Origin of the sequence: Microcoleus sp. CAWBG27 (genome assembly GCF_020883145.1) — a bacterium.
In the GTDB taxonomy this organism is placed as follows: Bacteria; Cyanobacteriota; Cyanobacteriia; order Cyanobacteriales; family Microcoleaceae; genus Microcoleus.
In genome coordinates this window covers 17,474-37,587 of record NZ_JAHREU010000024.1, presented here as the reverse complement: position 1 = coordinate 37,587, position 20,114 = coordinate 17,474, and the positions used below count along the sequence as shown (strand labels likewise).

Here is a 20,114-nt window from a genome sequence, read left to right as displayed (position 1 = left end):
CAAAAAAGTGAGGTATGCGTGCGATGCCTATGCCCTATGCCCTATGCCCTATGCCCTATGCCCTATGCCCTATGCCCTATGCCCTATGCCCTATGCCCTATGCCCTATGCGTACTTCATCTTAGTGAGAAAGGCTATATATATAACTTTTGAGGCTGTGAATCGTAAAAATGTCTGAATCACTAACAAAAGGAGGAACGATCGCAGCAATTGCCACTGCGATCGTTCCCCAACAAGGCAGCGTCGGCATTGTAAGAGTTTCCGGTGCCGCAGCCTTAAAAATTGCCGAAACCCTGTTTCGCGCTCCAGGACGGCAAATTTGGGAATCTCACCGCATTCTTTACGGGCACATCCGCCGTCCCAAAACTCAAGAATTAGTCGATGAAGCTTTGTTGTTAATCATGAAAGCGCCGCGTTCTTTCACCCGCGAAGATGTGGTGGAGTTTCACTGTCACGGTGGGATTATCGCGGTGCAGCAAGTGTTGCAGTTGTGTTTGGAAAATGGTGCAAGATTGGCGCAGCCGGGAGAGTTTTCGCTCAGGGCTTTTTTGAATGGTAGGTTAGATTTAACTCAAGCTGAAAGCATTGCTGATTTGGTGGGAGCCCAATCGCCCGCAGCCGCGCAAAGTGCTTTAGCTGGTTTGCAGGGAAAATTAGCCCAGCCGATTCGCAAATTAAGAGCAACTTGTTTGGATGTGTTGGCAGAAATTGAGGCGAGAATTGATTTTGAGGAAGATTTGCCGCCCTTAGATGAAGCTAAAACTTGTTTGGAAATCAATCGGATTTTGAACGAATTGTCAAGGATTTTGGCGACGGCAGATCGCGGTGAATTGTTGAGAAGTGGTTTGAAAGTGGCAATTGTCGGACGCCCGAATGTGGGAAAGTCGAGTTTGTTGAATTCGTGGAGTAAGAGCGATCGGGCGATCGTCACAGATTTGCCCGGAACGACGCGGGATGTGGTAGAGTCGCAGCTAGTTGTGGGCGGGATTCCGGTGCAGGTGCTCGATACAGCGGGCATTCGGGAAACCGAGGATCGGGTAGAAAAAATCGGTGTAGAGCGATCGCACGCCGCAGCCAAACAAGCCGATTTAGTCTTGTTGACAATTGACGCAGAATCTGGTTGGACAGCAGGCGATCGGGAAATATACGAACAAGTAAAACACCGCCCGCTCATTATAATCATCAACAAAATCGACCTAGTAAAAACAATCCCACAATTACCTTTTACCTCTGAAATTCACCCCGTTGTCACCGCTGCCGCCGCCTTAGATCGAGGTATAGAAGAATTAGAAACAGCCATCTTAGATGCTGTCAGCGGCGGAAATTTGCAAGCAGAAAACTCAGATTTAGCAATCAACCAGCGGCAAGCAGCAGCTTTAACTAGAGCTAAGATTTCGCTAGAAGAATGCACGGCTACTATTGAAAATAAATTGCCTTTAGATTTTTGGACAATAGATTTGCGCGGCGCAATTCAAGCATTGGGGGAAGTTACGGGGGAAGAAGTGACGGAATCAGTTCTCGATAGAATATTTAGCAAGTTTTGCATAGGAAAATAGTAATTTTAATTGATTTATAACGCTGCTCAGAAAGATGAGGTATGTTGTTGGGCTTCAGCCCTTCTTAGTTTCGTAGAAACCCGGTTTCTCGCCTCCCATGAGTAATCTCTAAAAGTCTACTGAGTGGCCGAGACTTCAGAAACTGGCTTTCTTTAGACCTCTTGCATAAGTCTTTGATCGATCCTTCAACCGCAGATGTCAGACAGATAAACACGGATAAACGCAGATAATTTCAGGGTGTTTTCCGATTTTTGCAAGAGGTCTTTTCTAAACTTCTCGTTACTCAACATAAAACTTCCTAAAAACCCGGTTTCTCGCCCGATTTGGGTAAATTTCATTTAAGTCATATGATGTCTGCTAGAACGATCGCACTCATCCTCACGATCGCGGTCTTCCCAGAGTTGTGATATAAAGCACAGCCTCACTCGTAGGAATACCGAGAACGTCATTCACGAGATCGTCAAAAAAGCCCGCAATACCGCTGACACCCAAACGCAGTTGAATCGCTGCTAAATTCAACCGCTGGCCCAAATGACCCGCATCCATGTGCAAATATCGGTAAGCGCGATCGCCATATTTGGCAACAGCCCTATTCAAATCCGCCGTGTGAAACAACAGCGCCCCCGCATCTCTGCCCAAATCTTGCCCCAAACACAAATAATGCAGCTCCCTGCGGAAATTTTTGAACCGAATTTGCCGCAATTCTTGAGCTTTCGGAGCGTAATAATAACAACCTTCTTCTAACCCATGCACTCCCGAAACCGCAATAAAAGTCTGAATCAAACTCAGATCGAAATAGTCTGGATAACCGTCTAATCCTTGGTCGATATAGTGCTGCGACTGATAAGTAAAATCAAGCAATGCTAGCAGTTCGCCCAAGCTCAAAGAAGCACCTGTATAAGCACGGGTAGAACGCCTCTTCAGCATCGTATTTTCTAAAGTTTCTTGATTCACTCCCCAAGGAATTGAAGGTGTGACAGTCGAAACTTTAGTGCAAAATGGAAAGTTATATTTGTCTTCTAAATCTCCTTCACTTTCATCCAGTTTCCAGCCATCTACTCCAGTGGGATCTGATTCTAACTGTGTCGCTTTATGGAGGTATTCTAAAATTTTACCTTCGGAAATTTTCGGGTAATCTATCGTCGTTTTTCCTGCCAAAGCCGTTTTAAACTTTGGCAAATTTTGGTCGATGTCTAGCAAGTCAGCTAAACCAATTAAACAGATCGCTCCTTCTTGCTGCGAGTCGATATACAGTAATTGATTGACAGCTTCGTCTGCGAATCCTCCAATCAGGTGAGGTCGGTAATCGTTGATGGCGCAAGCTAACTCGATATTGCTCAATAAATGACCAGTGTCGAGAAAGATTCGCCGATAAGCTCTGTCTGCGTAACGCCAAGAAGAACGGAAGAAAACAGTGGTAACGGCGATCGCCAATTGGGTATTTTCTAACACTGGCGATCCGAAACAAGCCACTTGCAGGGCCGGCCAAATTTCGCTGTCCCAAAAATGAACCAGCGAATGAGTTCTGCACTGATAGTTGTAGAGTCCCGCCGGCAACTGTGGCGTACCCCGCGAGATTAAATAAACCTCTGCTGGGTAGAGCCCACCGGCCGATGGTGCCGATCGCAAATACAGGTAGCTGTCATCTACCGTCTGCACCTTCGCCGTCAGCCCGTAGCTGCACAGCAACAAACTGGACAACCGATGCCACCAACTGGCATCATCCGGGGAATTTGGATCGTCTGAGGGGTCTTTTAGATAAGGCTTCAGGTCAAAATACGCGCCAATTTTATATTCTTTGAACGGAACTGGTTGCTCTGTCCAATCTAGCTGTCTGCTTTTGGCAGCAATGGTTTGAGGATCGTATTTCGTCCGTTCGTGGTAGTGCTGTGCAATGGAGGGAGGAAGTTCTGGCATATTTCAGTAGAGGATCAGCTTTGGTTTGTTTATCGATCTTGACATTACTAACGGGAAGCATGGTCGAGCAACCCAGAAATTTACAAATATAAAAAAAATCTTAGAAAAAATACGATCGTTGTTACACAAGCTTAACATAAGAAGATGCCTAGGTATAAATACGCAAAATAATAAGCATCAATTATCGTTATGAATTGGCTGCAAAAGCTGTCGTCATTAAGGGATGAAAATGCAAAAGCTAAGCGCTGAGGAATTGCTCGCTCAGTATTCTGAAGGCCAGCGAAACTTTAACGCCGTTGACTTAAGTGGAGATAACTTGTTTCAAGCAGATTTGCCAGAAATAAACCTTTCTGGTAGCGTGCTGACGCGAGCTTATTTGCCCTACGGAAATCTGACTCAAGCCAATCTTTACAAAACACAGTTACAAGATGCTGAATTGGGCGACATTCAACTTTATCAGGCAAATTTGTCGGAAGCTAATCTGTCAGGAGCTAATTTATCTAGAGCAAATTTGCGCCACGCCAATTTGCAAGGAGCAAATTTGTATAAAGCCAATTTACAAGGTGCGGATTTGTACAATGCAGATTTGAGCAATGCCGATTTGAGATATGCTGATTTGAGCCGGACTAATTTGGAGAAAACAAAGTTAACCAAAGCTCAATTAGCTGGCTGCAACTTATTTCGATCGCGCTTAGTGGATTTGTCCGACGCTGAGTGCGATCGCACTACCATCGGCCCCGAAGGATATTGATTTCGCAGCAGTGCATTTGGGCGATCGCCAAAAAGGGCGTCAAGCGCAGCGATCGTCTGCTGGAATCGCCCTTTTTGATATTTCTTAACATTTCTCGACACCGCTGACAATGTAAGTTACAGTCATAGAGAACTTATTGCCCTTCTCAAAAAGATGAGGTACTCATGGGCATAGGGCATAGGGCATAGGGCATAGGGCATAGGGCATACCTCACTTTTTTTAGAACCGCTATATAGCCGTCTAATCTTGACAAGAAAAAACACATATTTCCACATAATAAAAAAGGTCAAACATATGAAAGATCCCGATGAAAAAGCCAGAGAACTCCGACATAAAGAACAACAACTGCGGAAGCGAGAGCAAGAACTTCGACTCAGGGAACTAGAAGCAGAAATTGAACGATCGGTGCCAGAAAATATAACAAGAAAGTACGAAAAAGAAGACAACAATACTCAAAAAAGCAAACTCGAACTATGGCGTCGAAAAATCATAGCAATCAGTCAATTTACAGGCCTGGCAATTGTAGCGCTGGTTGCGCTGCGCGTAGCATCTTGGCTGGGAACTGCGGTGATGGTGGGAGCAATTGCTTTCATTGGTTACAAAATACTTTTTCAAGATAAGAATCCCAAGAATTAACTAACAGAGTATTGTAGTTGTTTCAGGTTTGTAATGCACATTTTTTCGCAAGAAATAGCGAATCAAATAACTTTTGCACGAACACCATCATGAAATGACTTTGTTTTGAAATATCCAGCAGTAAACAATCATAAAACAACCATGAACCTCAAAGTAGAAACTAGCAGCTTTCTCAACGATTTAGAGCGAGTATCTGCCGTGCGCCGAGAAATTGCCGATCGCCTGAGCAACATCGTCACAGCCATAGAGCGATCGGAATTAGCCGGAATCGAAGCATCAGGAAAACTCGGTTTAGAAACAGACAGCGCCGACATCAATCTCGCCAGCAAAAACTTGCGCCAAGGAGTATTTCGGCTGCTCATCTTAGGCGACATGAAACGCGGCAAAAGCACTTTTCTCAATGCCTTAATCGGAGAAAACTTGCTTCCCAGCGATGTCAATCCCTGTACGGCTTTGCTAACAATTTTGCGCTACGGCCCCGAAAAAAATGTCACCGTTTATTTCAACGACGGAAAAAGCCCCAAACAGCTCGATTTTAAAAGTTTCAAACAAGATTACACAATCGACCCCGCTGAAGCAAAACGCCTAGAATCAGAACAAAAACCAGCATTTCCCGATATCGACTGCGCCGTAGTAGAATATCCCTTACCCTTGCTAGAAAAAGGCATCGAAATAGTAGACAGTCCCGGCCTCAACGATACAGAATCCCGCAACGAATTATCTCTCGGTTACATCAACAACTGCCACGCAATTTTGTTTGTACTCAGGGCGACTCAGCCTTGTACAATGGGTGAAAGACGTTATCTAGAAAATTATATCAAAGGTCGTGGATTAAGCATTTTCTTTCTGATCAATGCTTGGGATCAAGTGCGGGAAAGTTTGATTGACCCAGACGATCCTGAAGAAATGGCAGAAGCAGAACAGAAATTGGGGCGGGTTTTCAAAGCTAATTTGGCTGAATATTGTTTAACAGAAGGACACGACATTTACGACGAGCGGGTGTTTCCAATTACCTCAATTAAGGCACTCAGGTTGCGGGTAAAAAACCCGGATGCAAATTTAGCAGGAACTGGTTTTCCTGAGTTTATGGCGTCACTAAATACATTTTTGACCCAGGAAAGAGCCATTTCGGAATTGCGTCCGGCGAGGACTTTGGCGCGTCAAATTTCTGCTCGCGTTCGCGAAGCTGTCGGGCGCCGTTTACCATTGCTTGAAGGGGATGTCAATGAGTTGAAGGACAAGATTAATTCAGTTGAGCCGGAGTTCAATAAACTGAGTCAGATTCGCGATGATTTTCAACAAGAAATTATCCGAGTTAGAGATGGTAAATCGCGGGCGATCGCAGATTCTTTCCGCACCTACGTTCTCAACTTAGAAAATACCTTTGAAACAGACTTTTTGCGGTATCAACCCGAGCTGAGATTTCTGGATTTCTTCAGCCAAGACAAGCGAGAAGCCTTTGAAGCATCGCTCAGACGAGCATTCGAGCAGTACATCAACGACAAACTAGCAGCTTGGACTCTCACGGCTGAACAAGAGATGAATTCAGCATTTTCGCAGTTGTCGCAAAGTGCGGCAACTTACGGAGCATCTTACACAAAAGTGACTGAAAAAATCACCGAAAAACTGACCGGGCAAAAAATCCCCGCAGCAGTCAGCAACTCAAACGAAGATAACTCGCCAGCTTGGGCAAAATGGGCGATGGGATTGTTTTCATTAACGACAGGAAACCTGGCGGGCGTAGCAATGGCAGGAGCTGGTTTCGACTGGAAAAATATCCTGCTCAATTTAATTACTGTATTGGGCGTCAGTACGATTTTTGCGAGTTTTACGGGGATTGTTTTGGGGCCGCTGTACTTGGCTTTGCTGGGGATGGGTGTTGGGGTTTTGCAAGCAGATGGAGCTCACAAACAGTTAGTGAAAGCAGCTAAAAAAGAGTTGGTAAAGTATCTGCCGCAGGTGGCTCAGGAGCAGTGGCAGCCGATTCACGATGCTGTGAAAGAGTGTTTTGATGTTTACGGGCGCGAAGTGGGCGATCGCATGAATGATGATATTAAGTCTCGGAAAGCTGAGTTGGATAATTTGTTGGAACAAAAGCAATCTCGCGAGATTAATTGTCAGGCTGAATCGCAGCGGTTGGAAAAGTTGGAGGCTGATGTTTCTGCTCAGGCGCAGAGTATAGAATCAGTCTATCAAGGTTTCTTAGCATCTGCTAGTTGAAGCTCTAAGGTACGTAGTTGCGCTTCAGCGCTCTTTGTTTATATAGACAAGAGCGCTGAAGCGCAACTACGTACCTTAGATTTGGAAAAGTTGGAGGCTAAGGTATGTTGTTGCGCTTAAGCGCTCTTTGTTTATATAGACAAGAGCGCTGAAGCGCAACTACGTACCTAAGATTTGGAAAAGTTGGAGGCTAAGGTATGTTGTTGCGCTTTAGCGCTCTTTAGTTATATATAAGAAAGAGCGCTGAAGCGCAACTACGTACCTAGGATTTGGAAGAGGACTGAAGTCCTTACTACGAACCTTTTATAAGTCCAAGAATGAGATAATTTTAAATATGCAACAACCCGAAACTTATCAAAATCTAACTAACTATCTCAAATCAGCACTGGGCATTCTCGAATTAGATAAAAACTCCCAACTTTACCGAGATACAAACTCAATTTGCGATTATCTCGCCAAACCAACTTTTCAAATCGCTGTCTTTGGCCCGTTTAATTACGGTAAGTCAACTTTGCTGAATGCTTTGCTTGGAAATCGCGCTTTGCCGATCGATCTTGTGCCCACTACCGGTGCTGCCATTTATGTCAACTACGGCGACGAATTGCACGCAAAAATCACCCTCAAAGACGGTACAGAAGTCAGCGAAGCCGGGACTGATGTGTTGAAACGCTACGCCATCCTCGACGACAACCGACAGATGCGCGATGATGTCGCAGCAGTCAATGTTTACTGTCCCCACCCATTCCTGAAAACGGGTGTGGAATTGCTGGATTTGCCCGGAACTAACGATCGCCAAGAACAGGATAACTTAGTTCGGGATAAATTGCTTTCGGCTGATTTGGTGGTGCAGGTTTTGGACGCTCGCAAATTGATGACTCTGGGCGAACGGGAGCATTTGAGAGATTGGTTGAGCGATCGCCAAATTAACACAGTCGTCTTTGTTGCCAATTTTCTCAATCTACTCGAACCAGACGACCAAAAACAAGTATACAATCGATTGTTGTTTGTTGCCGAAAGTTTTCGCTCCAACTTGCCGAATAACATCAGCAATATCTACCGCGTCGATGCTTTACCCGCTTTGAGGGCGAGGCTGAAAGGAGATGTGGCTGCGGCTCAAACTACCGGAATTGCCATGTTTGAATCGGCGTTGCAAAGTATTGTCGCAAGTCAACAGGAACAACTAGCTGTTAAGTTGCCGAGAATTGAAAATATAGCTACTAAGATTTGTCAATCTTTGCGAGCGAAATCTGAAACTGTCGCCGCCGAAATAACAGCCGCTCAACAAAAGCAAAAAGACCGAATTGAAATTAAACAAAAAGCTGAAAAACTGATTTCACAAGGCTTTCAAGCCAGCGTTTCCGACTTCGAGATTTGGCTTTACCAGCCCACATTTTTGCGGCGCTATCAATCGGAAATGGCGCTGTCGCTTCAGCAAGGAAGTTTTGATGCGTGGAAGACAAAATTTGAGGAAGATGTGCTCAAGCAGCGGGAAACCATTGCAGAATGGGTAAATAAAGCTTGCGAGTTCTTCGATCGCGAACAGCCGATCGCCCTTTTGATCTCGTTTCCCCCATCCCCGCAAATCGCGTTACCAGAACCGCCACCAACCGCCGCAGCCAAAAAGTCGATCGAGGGCGAAGTGACTCCAGTCGCGATCGCCACCGGCTTAGGTTGGCTGTTGGGCGGCCCGATGGGAGCAGCAGTAATAGGCGGTGCCAGCTATATTTTGAAGAAAAGAACAGGCTATGAAAAGCCACCTGAATCGTCAGAAGCTTATCTAAATCAAGTAACAGAAATTTGCAACGAAGCTGCTAAAAACTATCTAATTGGTTTCAGTATCGATACTTTTTTAATGCTGCAACACTACAAGGAAATCGCCGCAAAAGTTATCTGTTTTCAAGACAGCCAAGAACCCCTACAGACAAATATGCAGCAGTATCAGATCCAGTTAATTGATAATTTGTTAGAAAACATCGAATCCAGCTTTCAAAGTACCAAATCTGTAATTAACGGCAAATGATCCGAACCCACATTGCGGACAGTATGAATATTCAACACACCAATTTCTTTCTCTCGCCGCTTTTGAAAAAATCTCACCAGCAAGCTATCTACCACAAAATAACTAAAATAATTGGCAACAAATCCTGCAATTACCAACACACTTAAACCGCTGAGCGTCCCAAAGGAACCGCCTACTTTCCTCAAACCAGACCAGACGGCTGCATCACCTGTTTTACCTGTAGCTACTATGCCGATAAGTAGCATTAAAGCAGGTAATGCGATCGTGATTGTATTTCTGATGAGTTTGTCCATTAGACAATTTTAGATTGTAGATTGGGAATGAATGATTCAGGTTTCCGGGTGCGGATGGCACAGCGATTGAATCGGAGGTGGCTTTAAAAAATTGGCTAATTCTTAAATCTCATAGATTTCTAACGGTAAGTTGTCTGGATCTCTAAAAAAGGTAAACCATTTTTCGGTAATCTCGTCAAAGCGAATTTCTTCTACTTCTATTTGTTGGGATTTTAAGTAAGCAACCGATGCTTTTATGTCTTCAACTGCAAAAGCTAAATGTCTCAAGCCGCAAGCTTCAGGATTGTTAACTCTTTTGGGAGGATGGGGAAATGAGAACAGTTCAATCATTGCACTGCCGTTTCCGACTTGCAAATCTAGTTTGTAAGAATTTCTCTCGGTTCGGAAAGTTTCTTTGATTGTGGAACATCCCAAGACTTCTACATAAAATTTCTTCGATTTTTCGTAATCCGAGCAAATAATTGCCACATGATGTATTGCTTTTATTTTCATTTTGAAAAAGTTACTTGGGTTTTCTGAGATGTAGTAGCATTCTCAATCAGCTTTTATGAACAGGCTTTCCGGCCTGTTCCACAAAGAGTGAATTTTCTTGTGGAACAGGCCGGAAAGCCTGTTAAGAGAGAATGGTGCAAGATGTGAGGTTTTTCTCACAGCACGGTGGGTTATTGACAATTATATTTGACGATCGCAAACTCCGCGACCAACCTGCCTAAATTCAGGGCGAGATTCCTTTATTTTCCCCCACCCAAATCTCGATCGGTAAATTTATGCAAAAAAAGCACCCCACTTTGATAAAATTAGAGTTTTGCAGTCACTCACCCATTTGCATCTCAGGAGACAAGCACCATGGCCCGTATGTATTACGACACCGACGCCAACCTAGACCTCTTAGCCAAGAAAACGGTTGCTATCATTGGCTACGGTTCCCAAGGGCACGCCCACGCGCTCAACCTCAAAGACAGCGGGATGAATGTCATTGTCGGTTTGTATCCCGGTAGCAAATCTGCCGCCAAAGCAACCGATGCAGGTTTAACTGTTCACCCGGTAGACAAAGCAGCCGCCGCCGCTGACTTCATCATGATTTTATTACCCGATGAAGTTCAAAAAACTATTTACAAAGAACAAATCGAACCTAACCTTTCAGCAGGAAATGTTTTAGCATTTGCTCACGGTTTTAACATTCACTTCGGCCAAGTTGTCCCTCCAGCCGACGTAGACGTAGTAATGGTAGCGCCCAAAGGCCCCGGACACTTGGTGCGCCGGACTTACGAACAAGGCGAAGGTGTGCCGAGTTTGTTTGCAGTATATCAGGATGCTTCGGGCCAAGCGCGCGATCGGGCAATGGCCTATGCTAAAGGTATCGGCGGCACCAGAGCAGGCATCCTCGAAACCACTTTCCGCGAAGAAACAGAAACCGACCTTTTTGGCGAACAAGTAGTTTTGTGCGGCGGTTTGAGCGCCTTAATTAAAGCTGGATTTGAAACCTTAGTTAACGCTGGATATCAACCGGAATTAGCTTATTTTGAATGTTTGCACGAAGTTAAACTTATCGTTGACTTAGTAGTAGAAGGAGGCCTCGCCAAAATGCGCGACAGCATCTCCAATACCGCAGAATACGGCGACTTAACTCGCGGCCCCCGCATCGTCACCGATGACACCCGCGCCGAAATGCGTAAAATTCTTAGCGAAATTCAATCCGGCCAATTTGCGCGCGAATTTGTTCTAGAAAACCAAGCCGGCAAACCGGGCTTTACTTCGATGCGCCGTCAGGAAGCAGAACATCCGATTGAAGAAGTTGGTAAAGATTTGCGCGCTATGTTTAGCTGGTTGAAAAAGCAGGCATAATCGATTTTAGATTTTAGATTTTAGATTTTAGATTTTTCGTTTTATCTAAGATCTAAAATCGCCAATCTAATAGTAATTTTCAAAAGTAGTCGTAGGGTGTGTCGCCACGAAAAATCCCTAAATAAGACAGAGAATCTCACAGCGACGCACCTGACAAGCAGCAGAAATAAACCCAACACCACTGAACAGACAAAAATCGGTCAATTGGTTCTTTCTTTGTCTTCCAACTTCCATCGGATTTCTGTCAACTGTCAACTGTCAACTGTCAACCCTTCTCTAAGCAAACTGTCAACTGTCAACTGTCAACTGTCAAAACTATCGACTAGGGCTTTTTTGCAAGTCATCAATATCTTTCTCTCTTTGCTTATTTACCTCTTTCGGCTTTACCCATGACGGCCACAAACTGACGAAGAACTTTCTACTTGCTAAGCTGGTATCTCTTACAGGTTTGGGGAGAAAAGTTAAACTGTCACCGTAAAGGGTAAACAGCGCTACAAACAGCAGCACTATCGGGATAATATTTTTTTTAGGCATGGCAGTTTGGGATTTGAGTTTATAAAAGTCGTTGTTTATATTTTGCCCTGGCGCGAACCAAAAATATCAGCGCTCACGAAAAATAAACCGGTGGGCGAAGCGGGCGCCCAGACAGACGATGCACATATTCCGAATCCTCCCTAACGCCCCTTAATAACCAGGGTGGTTGGTACGTTGTTGGGATGCGAGCCTCCTTTAAACATATATATATATAAAGAGGGCTGAAGCCCAACAACGTACCTAATTTAGGGGACAAGATTTCGAGCTTTCTTCCTCCTCCAAGTAGAGGGATGCAATGGTAAGTAAGGTTCGTAGTGCGGACTTCAGTCCGCAAAAAGCTGCGGACTAAAGTCCTCACTACGAACCATTTTTTCAAGGTAATGCACCGGATATGATATTATTAGGTAACTACTAAAGACTCTGCTGTAAGTAAGGTTCGTAGTGCGGACTTCAGTCCGCAAAAAGCTGCGGACTAAAGTCCTCACTACGAACCATTTTTTCAAGGTAATGCACCGGATATGATATTATTAGGTAACTACTAACGACTCTGCTGTAAGTAAGGTTCGTAGTGCGGACTTCAGTCCGCAAAAAGCTGCGGACTAAAGTCCGCACTACGAACCATTCTTTCAGGGTAATGCACTGGATATGATATTATTAGGTAACGACTAACGACTCTGCTGAATAAAACTTTGCACGACTGCATTAGTTTCCGGAGAGATTTCTGTTACCAGGCGCACCGGAATTGCATTTGTAGAAGCAAATTGCGCGTATTCTGGGGTGAGAAAGACTGCATATTTGTCAGCTTCGGTCGTTAGTTGAGCGGCAGTGGCTAGACTGATAGCTTTAATATAATTGCGGATGCTAACTGCTTTCTCGCCGACAACTTCATCGCCAGAAATTACTGTACTCGGTCTGCTAACTTGGTCTAAGGTTGTACTCGGATCTTTGACGCTTAAGTGGGTTCCTCCTACAAAGCCCACTAGCCATTTGGGACTGGAAATTTTGGTGAAGCCGGCAATTTGTTCGACTAAGGCGGGTGTGGTTTTGTCGGCTGAAGATGCTACTATTAATGTAGGGATTTGAATGGCACTTAAACCAGTTTCTCCAAATAGTAATGATGTGGTGGGATTCATGACGATCGCCCTTTTAATCCTCACATCCCGCAATTGATACCGTTCTTGGGGCAATCGGGCCGCCGCGCATTGAATGCCTTCGCCCAAGCTAAACCCGATTAAATCCCCCTGACAGCGCTGTTTGAGCCGGCTCAATTGCAGTTCGGCACCGGCTACGGACAAGGCTGTGGCGCCACCGAAGGAATAGCCCACGATCATCGATCGCTCGATCGCAATTTTCCCCTGCAAGTTATCATCCGTTTGGTTCAATTTTGCCAGTTCGTCGAGCACAAAACTGATATCTTTAGGACGGTCTAAAAACTCTCCAGAAGCGAGCAACTGAGACTTACCCGCGATCGCAGCCTTGGTATTTGTTTCGTTGCTTCCCGGATGTTCTACAGCAGCTACCACGTAGCCGTAGGACGCCAAATGCTCGGCTAAATAACGCAAATCCGTCCGCACCGAACCCAAACCGTGAGAAAACACGATCGTCGGTTTGTCGGCCGTCGCTGCTCTCGACCAATAGACATCAACAGGAATACGCCGATTGCGGGCGCTATCGTTCAAATCTAGCTTGAGAACCCGAACCGAATTCGGGCCGGGTTGGGTCGGGTCGAAAGGCGGGTTAAAGGCGGGTTTAGTGGCTGTTAATTGAGGTGCGATCGCGGCCATAAACCTCTGAGTTTGCCAAAAACCCGAGTTTAAATTGCTTAAAACTGCGAAAGCTCGATCGAGATCCACGACTACCCGCGAACTCGGATAAGATTCAATGAAACTCAATACAGATAAGCCTTCCGGCGCATTCGCTCCCAGCACCAAAGCCGCTCGCAGCGCTTCCACACCCGCACCGTCGCCCCTGGGTATCACTGTAGTCAAATCCGTCAAAATCGCAGTCCCGATGCGCGTATTTAGCAAGTTGCTCAAACCAACTACATTGAGAGGGATTTTCGCTTGAAGTGCTCCCAAAATTTGACTGCGCTGTGCGTCAGACAGCAGATTCGCGTAGGCTTGCAGTCTGGGGGGGACTTTTCCGGTTTTTGCGAGCTCGCGCAAATCCGCCACCGAAATAGACGATTCTAAAGGGCCTTTGCGGACAACAACTGTTTCTGTAGCTTTTGCAGGGGATATCATAGCGCCGAAAGTGCCGATCGCGATCGCGCTACAAACACTCGCCACTGAAGAAAACCATCTGAAATTTTGTGTGATGCTCATTTTTACCTGATTGAACTAGAAACCATATCACCATATTCTCAGAATTGTCCCAGATACAGATAAATTCTGTTCAAGTGTTGATAAATTGTCTGGGAATGCGATCGAAAAAACCTCTCGGTATGTTTAAATGTCGATCGTCGCGATCCTATTAAGTATAATTGTCAATCAAACATGGCAATTTAGCTTAAGGGACTAAGCTAAATTGCGGTTGACATCATATTTTGTGTTTACTATCATAATAAATAAAACCCTGTGATATCCCTGACCTTTGCATCAGAATGATAATTTTTCGAGTGCAGTGCGATCGTCCCAAGCGCATCATATCGTTTCCCCCAGCCTTGAAAAAAATCAATTTACCGAATAGCAAGGGTTTGAAGCCCTTACTCAGGTCGGCAGATTGCGATCGGAACGGAGTTGAAATCTCCGTTCCGATCGCTTCGCTGTCAACTGTCAACTGTCAACTGTCAACTGTCAACTGTCAACTGTTTAACTCAGCTATCAGAATGATTTCAATGAATACCTTTGCACTTCCAGGTTACCAAATCAGCACCTCCATATCCGACGGCTTCAATACCAGCATTTACCGGGGAATTAGAGAGTCAGACGAACAACCAGTCATCATCAAAATCCTCAAAGCAGAATGTCCCACCCTCGAACAAATTACCCGCTTAAAAAACGAATATAAAATTAGTCAGCATTTACAGGTAGACAGCATCGTCAAATATTACAGCCTCGAAACCTGTCAAAACCGTCTCGCCCTAATTGCAGAAGACTTTGGCGGCCGCTCCCTCAACCAAATTATCTCGAAAAAGCTTGACTTAACAGCATTTTTAAGTATTGGCATTCAACTAGCATCAGGACTCAGCTCGCTGCATCAGAACGGCATCATCCACAAAGACATCAAACCCTCCAACATTATCATCAACCTGGAAACAGGAACAGTCAAGATTACCGACTTCAGCATCGCTTCCAGGCTGAGTAAAGAAAACCCTCAAATCAACAGTGCTAACTTAGTTGAAGGCACAGTCGCCTATATGTCTCCCGAACAAACCGGGAGAATGAACCGCAGCTTAGATTATCGCAGCGATTTCTATTCCCTAGGCGTCACATTATACGAAATACTGACAGGCGAATTGCCGTTTAACAGCAACGATATTTTGGAACTCGTACACTGTCATATTGCCAAACATCCCGTACCACCTTGTGAATACAGCAGGAATCCAGAAAAGAGCGATAAGATTCCGCAAGTTGTTTCGGATATTGTGATGAAGCTTTTGGCAAAAAATGCCGAAGATAGGTATCAAACAGCAGAGGGAATTCAAGCAGATTTAGAAAACTGTTTGAATTCTTGGCAGACAACTGGGGAAATTGCTTATTTTGTACCGGGACAGTTGGATCGATCGCGACAATTGTCAATCCCTCAAAAACTTTACGGACGAAAAGCTGAAGTCGATCGCCTGCTGGCTGCTTTTGAAAGAGTTAGCGGGCTTGCAGGCTCACAACCGCCAGAAAGTTCAGAAAATCTACAAGCTCCTACGCAAAGCGAAATAGTCCTAGTTTCCGGTTATTCTGGGATTGGCAAAACCGCCATTGTCAATGAAGTTCACAAGCCAATTGTGCGACAGCGTGGCTATTTTATTAACGGCAAATTTGACCAATTTAAGCGCAACATTCCCTATGCAGCTTTGATTCAAGCTTTCCACTCCTTAATCGGGCAGTTGCTGACTGAAAGCAGCGAAAAATTGCAAGCTTGGCGAGAAAAGTTAGCGGCGGCTTTGGGTGCAAACGGTGCTGTGATTGTTGATGTAATTCCAGAAATTGAGCTAATTATTGGCAAGCAGCCGGAAGTACCACAATTGGGAGCTACCGAATCTCAAAATCGCTTTAATCGAGTCTTTCAAGAGTTGATCGGTGTCTTTACTCATCGAGAACATCCGCTGGTAATATTTTTAGATGATTTGCAGTGGGCAGATTCGGCTTCGCTGAATTTAATGCAGTTGTTGCTTGGTAATTCCGAAAGTCAATACCTGCTTTTAATTGGTGCTTATCGGGATAATGAAGTTAATCCGACTCATCCGCTCGTACAGGCGATTGAACAAATTGAAAAAACTGGTACTCCTGTTAATAATATCATCTTGCAACCGCTGGATTTTGAGAATGTTCGGGAATTAATTGCCGATACTCTCACGGCTAACGACAAGGTGAGATTGCTGGCTGAGTTGATTTTCCACAAAACCGGCGGTAATCCTTTCTTCATCACGCAACTTTTGCAAGCCCTTTATCAAGAGAATCTGTTACACTTTGAGTTGAGCAGCGGTAGTTGGCAGTGGAGTTTAGCAGAGATTCAGGCGATCGGCATTACGGACAAAAGTGTCGTGGAATTGGTAGCCAGCCGCATCGAAAAACTGCCGGAAACCACGCAGCGAGTCTTAAAATTGGCGGCTTGTATTGGCGACAGGTTTACCCTCGACGTTTTGTCAATTGTCAACGAACAATCCCAGACGCAAACTGCTAGCGAACTCTGGGCGGCGCTGCAAACTGGATTGGTTCTCCCGTTGAGTAATGCTTACAAGATTCCGCTGGTTGGAGGCTGGGGATTGGACAATTTGCGATTGCTTCTTGCGGCTTCCCAATCAAAGATTTCCTACAAATTTCTGCACGACAGAGTGCAGCAAGCAGCTTATTCTCTGATTCCCGATGACGAAAAGCAAACAACACACCTAAAAATCGGTCAACTACTGCTAGACAATACTCCTGCTTCCGAGATTGAAGAGAATGTGTTTGATATTGTCAACCAACTGAATGTCGGCTTTGAATTACTCGCCGAAAAAGCCGACAAATATGAACTAACAAAACTAAATCTGATCGCTGGGAAAAAAGCTAAAGCATCCAATGCTTACGAAGTCGCTGTCACGTATTTTAATGTCGGCTTGGAACTCATTAACTTCCCTCTGTTCCCCGTTAATATGGGATCGAGTTGGGAAACTGATTATGACTTGACGTTGAATCTGCACGTTGAAGCAGCGGAGGCGGAGTATCTGAATACTAACTTTGGGCGATCGCACGAATTAGCAGAGGTCGTTTTGCGACAAGCTACAAATATACTCGACAAAGTTAAGGTTTACGAACTGCAAATCCAGTCTTATATGTCTCAAAACCAGATTCTAAAAGCCGTCGATACTGGTTTCCAAGCTTTGAAAATATTAGAATTTCCCCTATCGGAAATCCCACCAGAGGGTTTGGCAGGAATTAAGTTACCTCAGCTTGAGGAACTAAAAAATATTCCGGTAATGACTGATGAATATCAGTTAGCTATCATGCGGATACTCTCGGTTATTCTTACTCCTGCTTTTGCTGCAAAACCGGAACTATTGCCACAGATAATCTTCACAATGGTTCATTTTTCGATTAAACGGGGTAATTCAGCACTAGGAGCGATCGCCTATAGTTGGTACGGCTTGCTGCTGACTGGAGCATTAGGAGAGATAGATGCTGGATATCATTCTGGACAGCTAGCTTTGAAGCTATTAGACCTATTCAATGCTAAACAACTAAAATGCAAAGTTTACCACATATTTAACACTTTTATCCGTCACTGGAAAGAACACGCTAAAGAGACAATTGCACCATTAATAGAGAGTATTCAAAGTGGCATCGAAACAGGAGATCTAGAATTTAGTAGTTATTCTGCTATCAACAGTTGTTCTTGTCCATTTTTGATGGGAGAGTCGCTGGAAATTGTACAACAAAAACAAGTGCAATACTTGAATTTTGCCCGCGATATAAAACAAGAACTTTCGATGGAGTTGCTAGGTATTTGGGGGGAAATTGTTTTGAAATTGCGAGGTATATCAGGGAATAGATATGGATTTATAGGTGAAAAACATACGGAACAAGAAATATCACTTAGTGTGAAAAAGCTTAATCCCATGTCAATTTTTAATGTGTATTTTGCTAGAATGCTGATTTTTTACTTGTTCAAAAAGCCCGATAAATCAGTTGCTAACGCATCTTTGGCGACAGAATATGCACAAGCAGCAATTGGCTATATGATGATAGGCACGCACAATTTTTACTATTCCCTGGCACTCCTCGCTGTGTATCCAACTGCTGACAATTTAGAACAAGAAAAATACTTGAGGCAGGTAGCAGCCAATCAGGAAAAAATGCAGCATTGGGCGCACCACGCCCCAATGAACTATCAGCACAAGTATGACCTGGTAGAAGCAGAAAAAGCGCGATTTTTCGGGAAAGCTTGGGAAGCAGCCGATTATTATGACAAAGCCATTCAAGGCGCAAAAGAGCAGGGATATATCCAAGAAGCAGCACTCGCCAACGAACTTGCAGCCGAGTTTTATTTTGGCTGTAAAAAAGACAAAATTGCTCAAGTCTATCTCACAGAATCATACTACGGTTACATTCACTGGGGAGCCATAGCAAAAGTCAAAGATTTAGAATCCAGATATCCCCAATTAGTGACCCAAACCCTCAACAGACAAATCAATTACTGCGATTTAACTGTCACCGCCACAACAACAGCCATCAACAGCGAGTTTAGCAAAATATTAGATATCGGCACATTCATCAAAGCATCTCAAACTATTGCCAGCGAAATTGTGCTGGATAAATTGCTCGCGAGTTTAATCGAGATTTTGTTAGAAAATGCCGGGGCTCAAAAAGCAGTGCTGATGCTCTACAAAGATGGCAATCTTTTGATCGAAGCCACTTCCAATACCGATCAAAATCAAGCCGTCGTGTTGCAATCCTTGCCCGTGGAAATTAGTCAAGATTTGCCCATCTCGATAGTCAACTATGTTGCCAGAACTCAAAAAGACTTGGTTTTAAACAATGCAGCCTCAGAGGGCTTGTTCACCAAAGATCCCTATATTGTAAGCAGTCAGCCTCAGTCAATTATTTGTAATCCCATTATTTATCAGGGCAAACTCACAGGTATTCTTTACTTGGAAAACAACTTAGCTATCGGTGCATTTACAGCCGAGAGATTGCAAGTTTTAAAAGTGCTCACTTCTCAAGTTGCTATCGCCATAGAAAACGCCCAACTCTACGCAAAAGAACAAGAAAAGTCGCAGCAACTCGCACAATCTTTGCACCAATTGCAGCAAACCCAAGCCCAACTCGTACAAACTGAAAAAATCTCAAGTTTGGGGCAGTTGGTAGCAGGAGTCGCTCACGAAGTCAATAACCCCGTTAGTTTTGTTTCGGGCAATCTCCATCATGCTAATGATTATGTCAAAGACTTGATTTCCATTGTCAATCTTTACCAGCAGAATTATCCGAATCCAGTCCCGGAAATTGTGGAAGCAGCAGAAAATATTGAACTCGATTATCTGATGGAAGATTTGCCGAAAATCTTGGGTTCCATGCAGCTAGGAACCGATCGCATCCGCGATATCATGCAATCATTGCGGAACTTCTCGCGCATTGACGGCACCCGCAAAAAAACCGCCGACATCCACGCAGGCATCGACAGTACGTTGATGATTTTACAGCACCGCTTGAAAGCTAAACCCGAACGTCCAGCAATTCAAGTGATTAAAGAATACGGCTATTTGCCTGCGGTTGAGTGCTACAGCGGACAACTCAATCAGGTGTTTATGAATTTGCTGTCCAATGCGATATACGCTTTGGATGAGTCAAATGCCGATCGCACTTATGCTGAAATTGAAAAGCATCCGAATATTATCACAATTTACACCGAAGTCAAGGATGCTAAGGAAGAAGGAAGGAGGAAGAGGGAAGAAGGAAGAGTGGGGAAAACTGACAGTTTTGCGGTGATTCGGATTAAGGATAATGGGCGGGGGATGCCTGAAGCAACGCGGTGTAAATTGTTCGATGCGTTTTTCACCACTAAGCCCGAGGGGAAAGGTACGGGATTGGGATTGTCGATTAGCTATCAAATTGTAGTCGAAAAACACGGCGGTGCGATCGAGTGTATTTCTGAACCGGGAAAAGGTGCGGAATTTGTCATAGCAATTCCCTTAAATTAGGCAATCTTAAC

At 44.5% G+C, this 20,114-nt stretch carries 12 protein-coding genes; 7 read left to right on the top strand and 5 right to left on the bottom strand.

Features of this window, described 5'->3' with window-relative positions:
• Nucleotides 1–169 precede the first annotated feature (169 nt).
• A complete protein-coding gene (gene mnmE, locus QZ938_RS15410; RefSeq protein ID WP_293348350.1) occupies nt 170–1,555 on the top strand; it encodes a tRNA uridine-5-carboxymethylaminomethyl(34) synthesis GTPase MnmE in 1,386 nt (461 codons plus the stop codon).
• Nucleotides 1,556–1,933: 378 nt separating this feature from the next.
• Here mnmE and QZ938_RS15405 read toward each other — a convergent pair whose 3' ends face one another.
• A complete protein-coding gene (locus tag QZ938_RS15405; RefSeq protein ID WP_293348347.1) occupies nt 1,934–3,472 on the bottom strand; it encodes a SagB/ThcOx family dehydrogenase in 1,539 nt (512 codons plus the stop codon).
• Nucleotides 3,473–3,701: 229 nt separating this feature from the next.
• On the opposite strand from QZ938_RS15405, the gene QZ938_RS15400 reads away from it, so the two are divergent.
• The 4 genes from QZ938_RS15400 to QZ938_RS15385 all read left to right on the top strand — a co-directional run bounded on the left by QZ938_RS15400 (nt 3,702) and on the right by QZ938_RS15385 (nt 9,099).
• On the top strand, nt 3,702–4,223 hold the full coding sequence (locus tag QZ938_RS15400) for a pentapeptide repeat-containing protein (RefSeq protein ID WP_293348344.1): 522 nt from the start codon (nt 3,702–3,704) through the stop codon (nt 4,221–4,223).
• 294 nt (nt 4,224–4,517) lie between these two features.
• Nucleotides 4,518–4,859, top strand: a complete 342-nt coding sequence (locus QZ938_RS15395) for a hypothetical protein (RefSeq protein ID WP_293348341.1) — start codon at nt 4,518–4,520, stop codon at nt 4,857–4,859.
• A gap of 141 nt (nt 4,860–5,000) precedes the next feature.
• Nucleotides 5,001–7,079, top strand: a complete 2,079-nt coding sequence (locus QZ938_RS15390; RefSeq protein ID WP_293348338.1) for a dynamin family protein — start codon at nt 5,001–5,003, stop codon at nt 7,077–7,079.
• Nucleotides 7,080–7,413: 334 nt separating this feature from the next.
• The gene (locus QZ938_RS15385) at nt 7,414–9,099 is read left to right on the top strand and encodes a dynamin family protein (protein WP_293348335.1); all 1,686 of its coding nucleotides are present in this window, start codon (nt 7,414–7,416) and stop codon (nt 9,097–9,099) included.
• On the opposite strand, the gene QZ938_RS15380 is transcribed toward QZ938_RS15385, so the two are convergent.
• A complete protein-coding gene (locus QZ938_RS15380) occupies nt 9,066–9,392 on the bottom strand; it encodes a hypothetical protein (protein ID WP_293147466.1) in 327 nt (108 codons plus the stop codon). The two genes, QZ938_RS15385 and QZ938_RS15380, sit on opposite strands and share 34 nt — an antisense overlap.
• A gap of 102 nt (nt 9,393–9,494) precedes the next feature.
• Nucleotides 9,495–9,884: a VOC family protein gene (locus QZ938_RS15375; protein WP_293335052.1), complete on the bottom strand. Its 390-nt coding sequence runs from the start codon at nt 9,882–9,884 to the stop codon at nt 9,495–9,497.
• Nucleotides 9,885–10,238: 354 nt separating this feature from the next.
• Between QZ938_RS15375 and ilvC the strand changes: the two genes are divergently transcribed.
• Complete coding sequence (ilvC, locus tag QZ938_RS15370; protein WP_293147470.1) at nt 10,239–11,237, top strand: ketol-acid reductoisomerase; 999 nt, start codon at nt 10,239–10,241, stop codon at nt 11,235–11,237.
• Nucleotides 11,238–11,552: 315 nt separating this feature from the next.
• Here the strand turns inward: ilvC and QZ938_RS15365 are convergent, their stop codons facing one another.
• The gene (locus QZ938_RS15365; protein WP_293147472.1) at nt 11,553–11,771 is read right to left on the bottom strand and encodes a hypothetical protein; all 219 of its coding nucleotides are present in this window, start codon (nt 11,769–11,771) and stop codon (nt 11,553–11,555) included.
• A 665-nt stretch (nt 11,772–12,436) separates the two neighbouring features.
• Nucleotides 12,437–14,095 (bottom strand): alpha/beta hydrolase, encoded by a 1,659-nt coding sequence (locus QZ938_RS15360; RefSeq protein ID WP_293348332.1) that lies wholly within the window; start codon nt 14,093–14,095, stop codon nt 12,437–12,439.
• Nucleotides 14,096–14,373: 278 nt separating this feature from the next.
• Between QZ938_RS15360 and QZ938_RS15355 the strand changes: the two genes are divergently transcribed.
• A complete protein-coding gene (locus tag QZ938_RS15355) occupies nt 14,374–20,103 on the top strand; it encodes an AAA family ATPase (RefSeq protein WP_363318777.1) in 5,730 nt (1,909 codons plus the stop codon).
• Nucleotides 20,104–20,114: the final 11 nt, after the last annotated feature.

What these genes read in the sequence shown, in the direction of transcription:
- QZ938_RS15355 (WP_363318777.1), top strand. Translation starts at nt 14,374, where the DNA reads ATGATAATTTTTCGAGTGCAGTGCGATCGTCCCAAGCGCATCATATCG.
- mnmE (WP_293348350.1), top strand. Translation starts at nt 170, where the DNA reads ATGTCTGAATCACTAACAAAAGGAGGAACGATCGCAGCAATTGCCACT.
- QZ938_RS15360 (WP_293348332.1), bottom strand. Translation starts at nt 14,095, where the DNA reads ATGAGCATCACACAAAATTTCAGATGGTTTTCTTCAGTGGCGAGTGTT.
- QZ938_RS15405 (WP_293348347.1), bottom strand. Translation starts at nt 3,472, where the DNA reads ATGCCAGAACTTCCTCCCTCCATTGCACAGCACTACCACGAACGGACG.
- QZ938_RS15375 (WP_293335052.1), bottom strand. Translation starts at nt 9,884, where the DNA reads ATGAAAATAAAAGCAATACATCATGTGGCAATTATTTGCTCGGATTAC.
- QZ938_RS15380 (WP_293147466.1), bottom strand. Translation starts at nt 9,392, where the DNA reads ATGGACAAACTCATCAGAAATACAATCACGATCGCATTACCTGCTTTA.
- QZ938_RS15365 (WP_293147472.1), bottom strand. Translation starts at nt 11,771, where the DNA reads ATGCCTAAAAAAAATATTATCCCGATAGTGCTGCTGTTTGTAGCGCTG.
- QZ938_RS15400 (WP_293348344.1), top strand. Translation starts at nt 3,702, where the DNA reads ATGCAAAAGCTAAGCGCTGAGGAATTGCTCGCTCAGTATTCTGAAGGC.
- QZ938_RS15385 (WP_293348335.1), top strand. Translation starts at nt 7,414, where the DNA reads ATGCAACAACCCGAAACTTATCAAAATCTAACTAACTATCTCAAATCA.
- QZ938_RS15390 (WP_293348338.1), top strand. Translation starts at nt 5,001, where the DNA reads ATGAACCTCAAAGTAGAAACTAGCAGCTTTCTCAACGATTTAGAGCGA.
- QZ938_RS15395 (WP_293348341.1), top strand. Translation starts at nt 4,518, where the DNA reads ATGAAAGATCCCGATGAAAAAGCCAGAGAACTCCGACATAAAGAACAA.
- ilvC (WP_293147470.1), top strand. Translation starts at nt 10,239, where the DNA reads ATGGCCCGTATGTATTACGACACCGACGCCAACCTAGACCTCTTAGCC.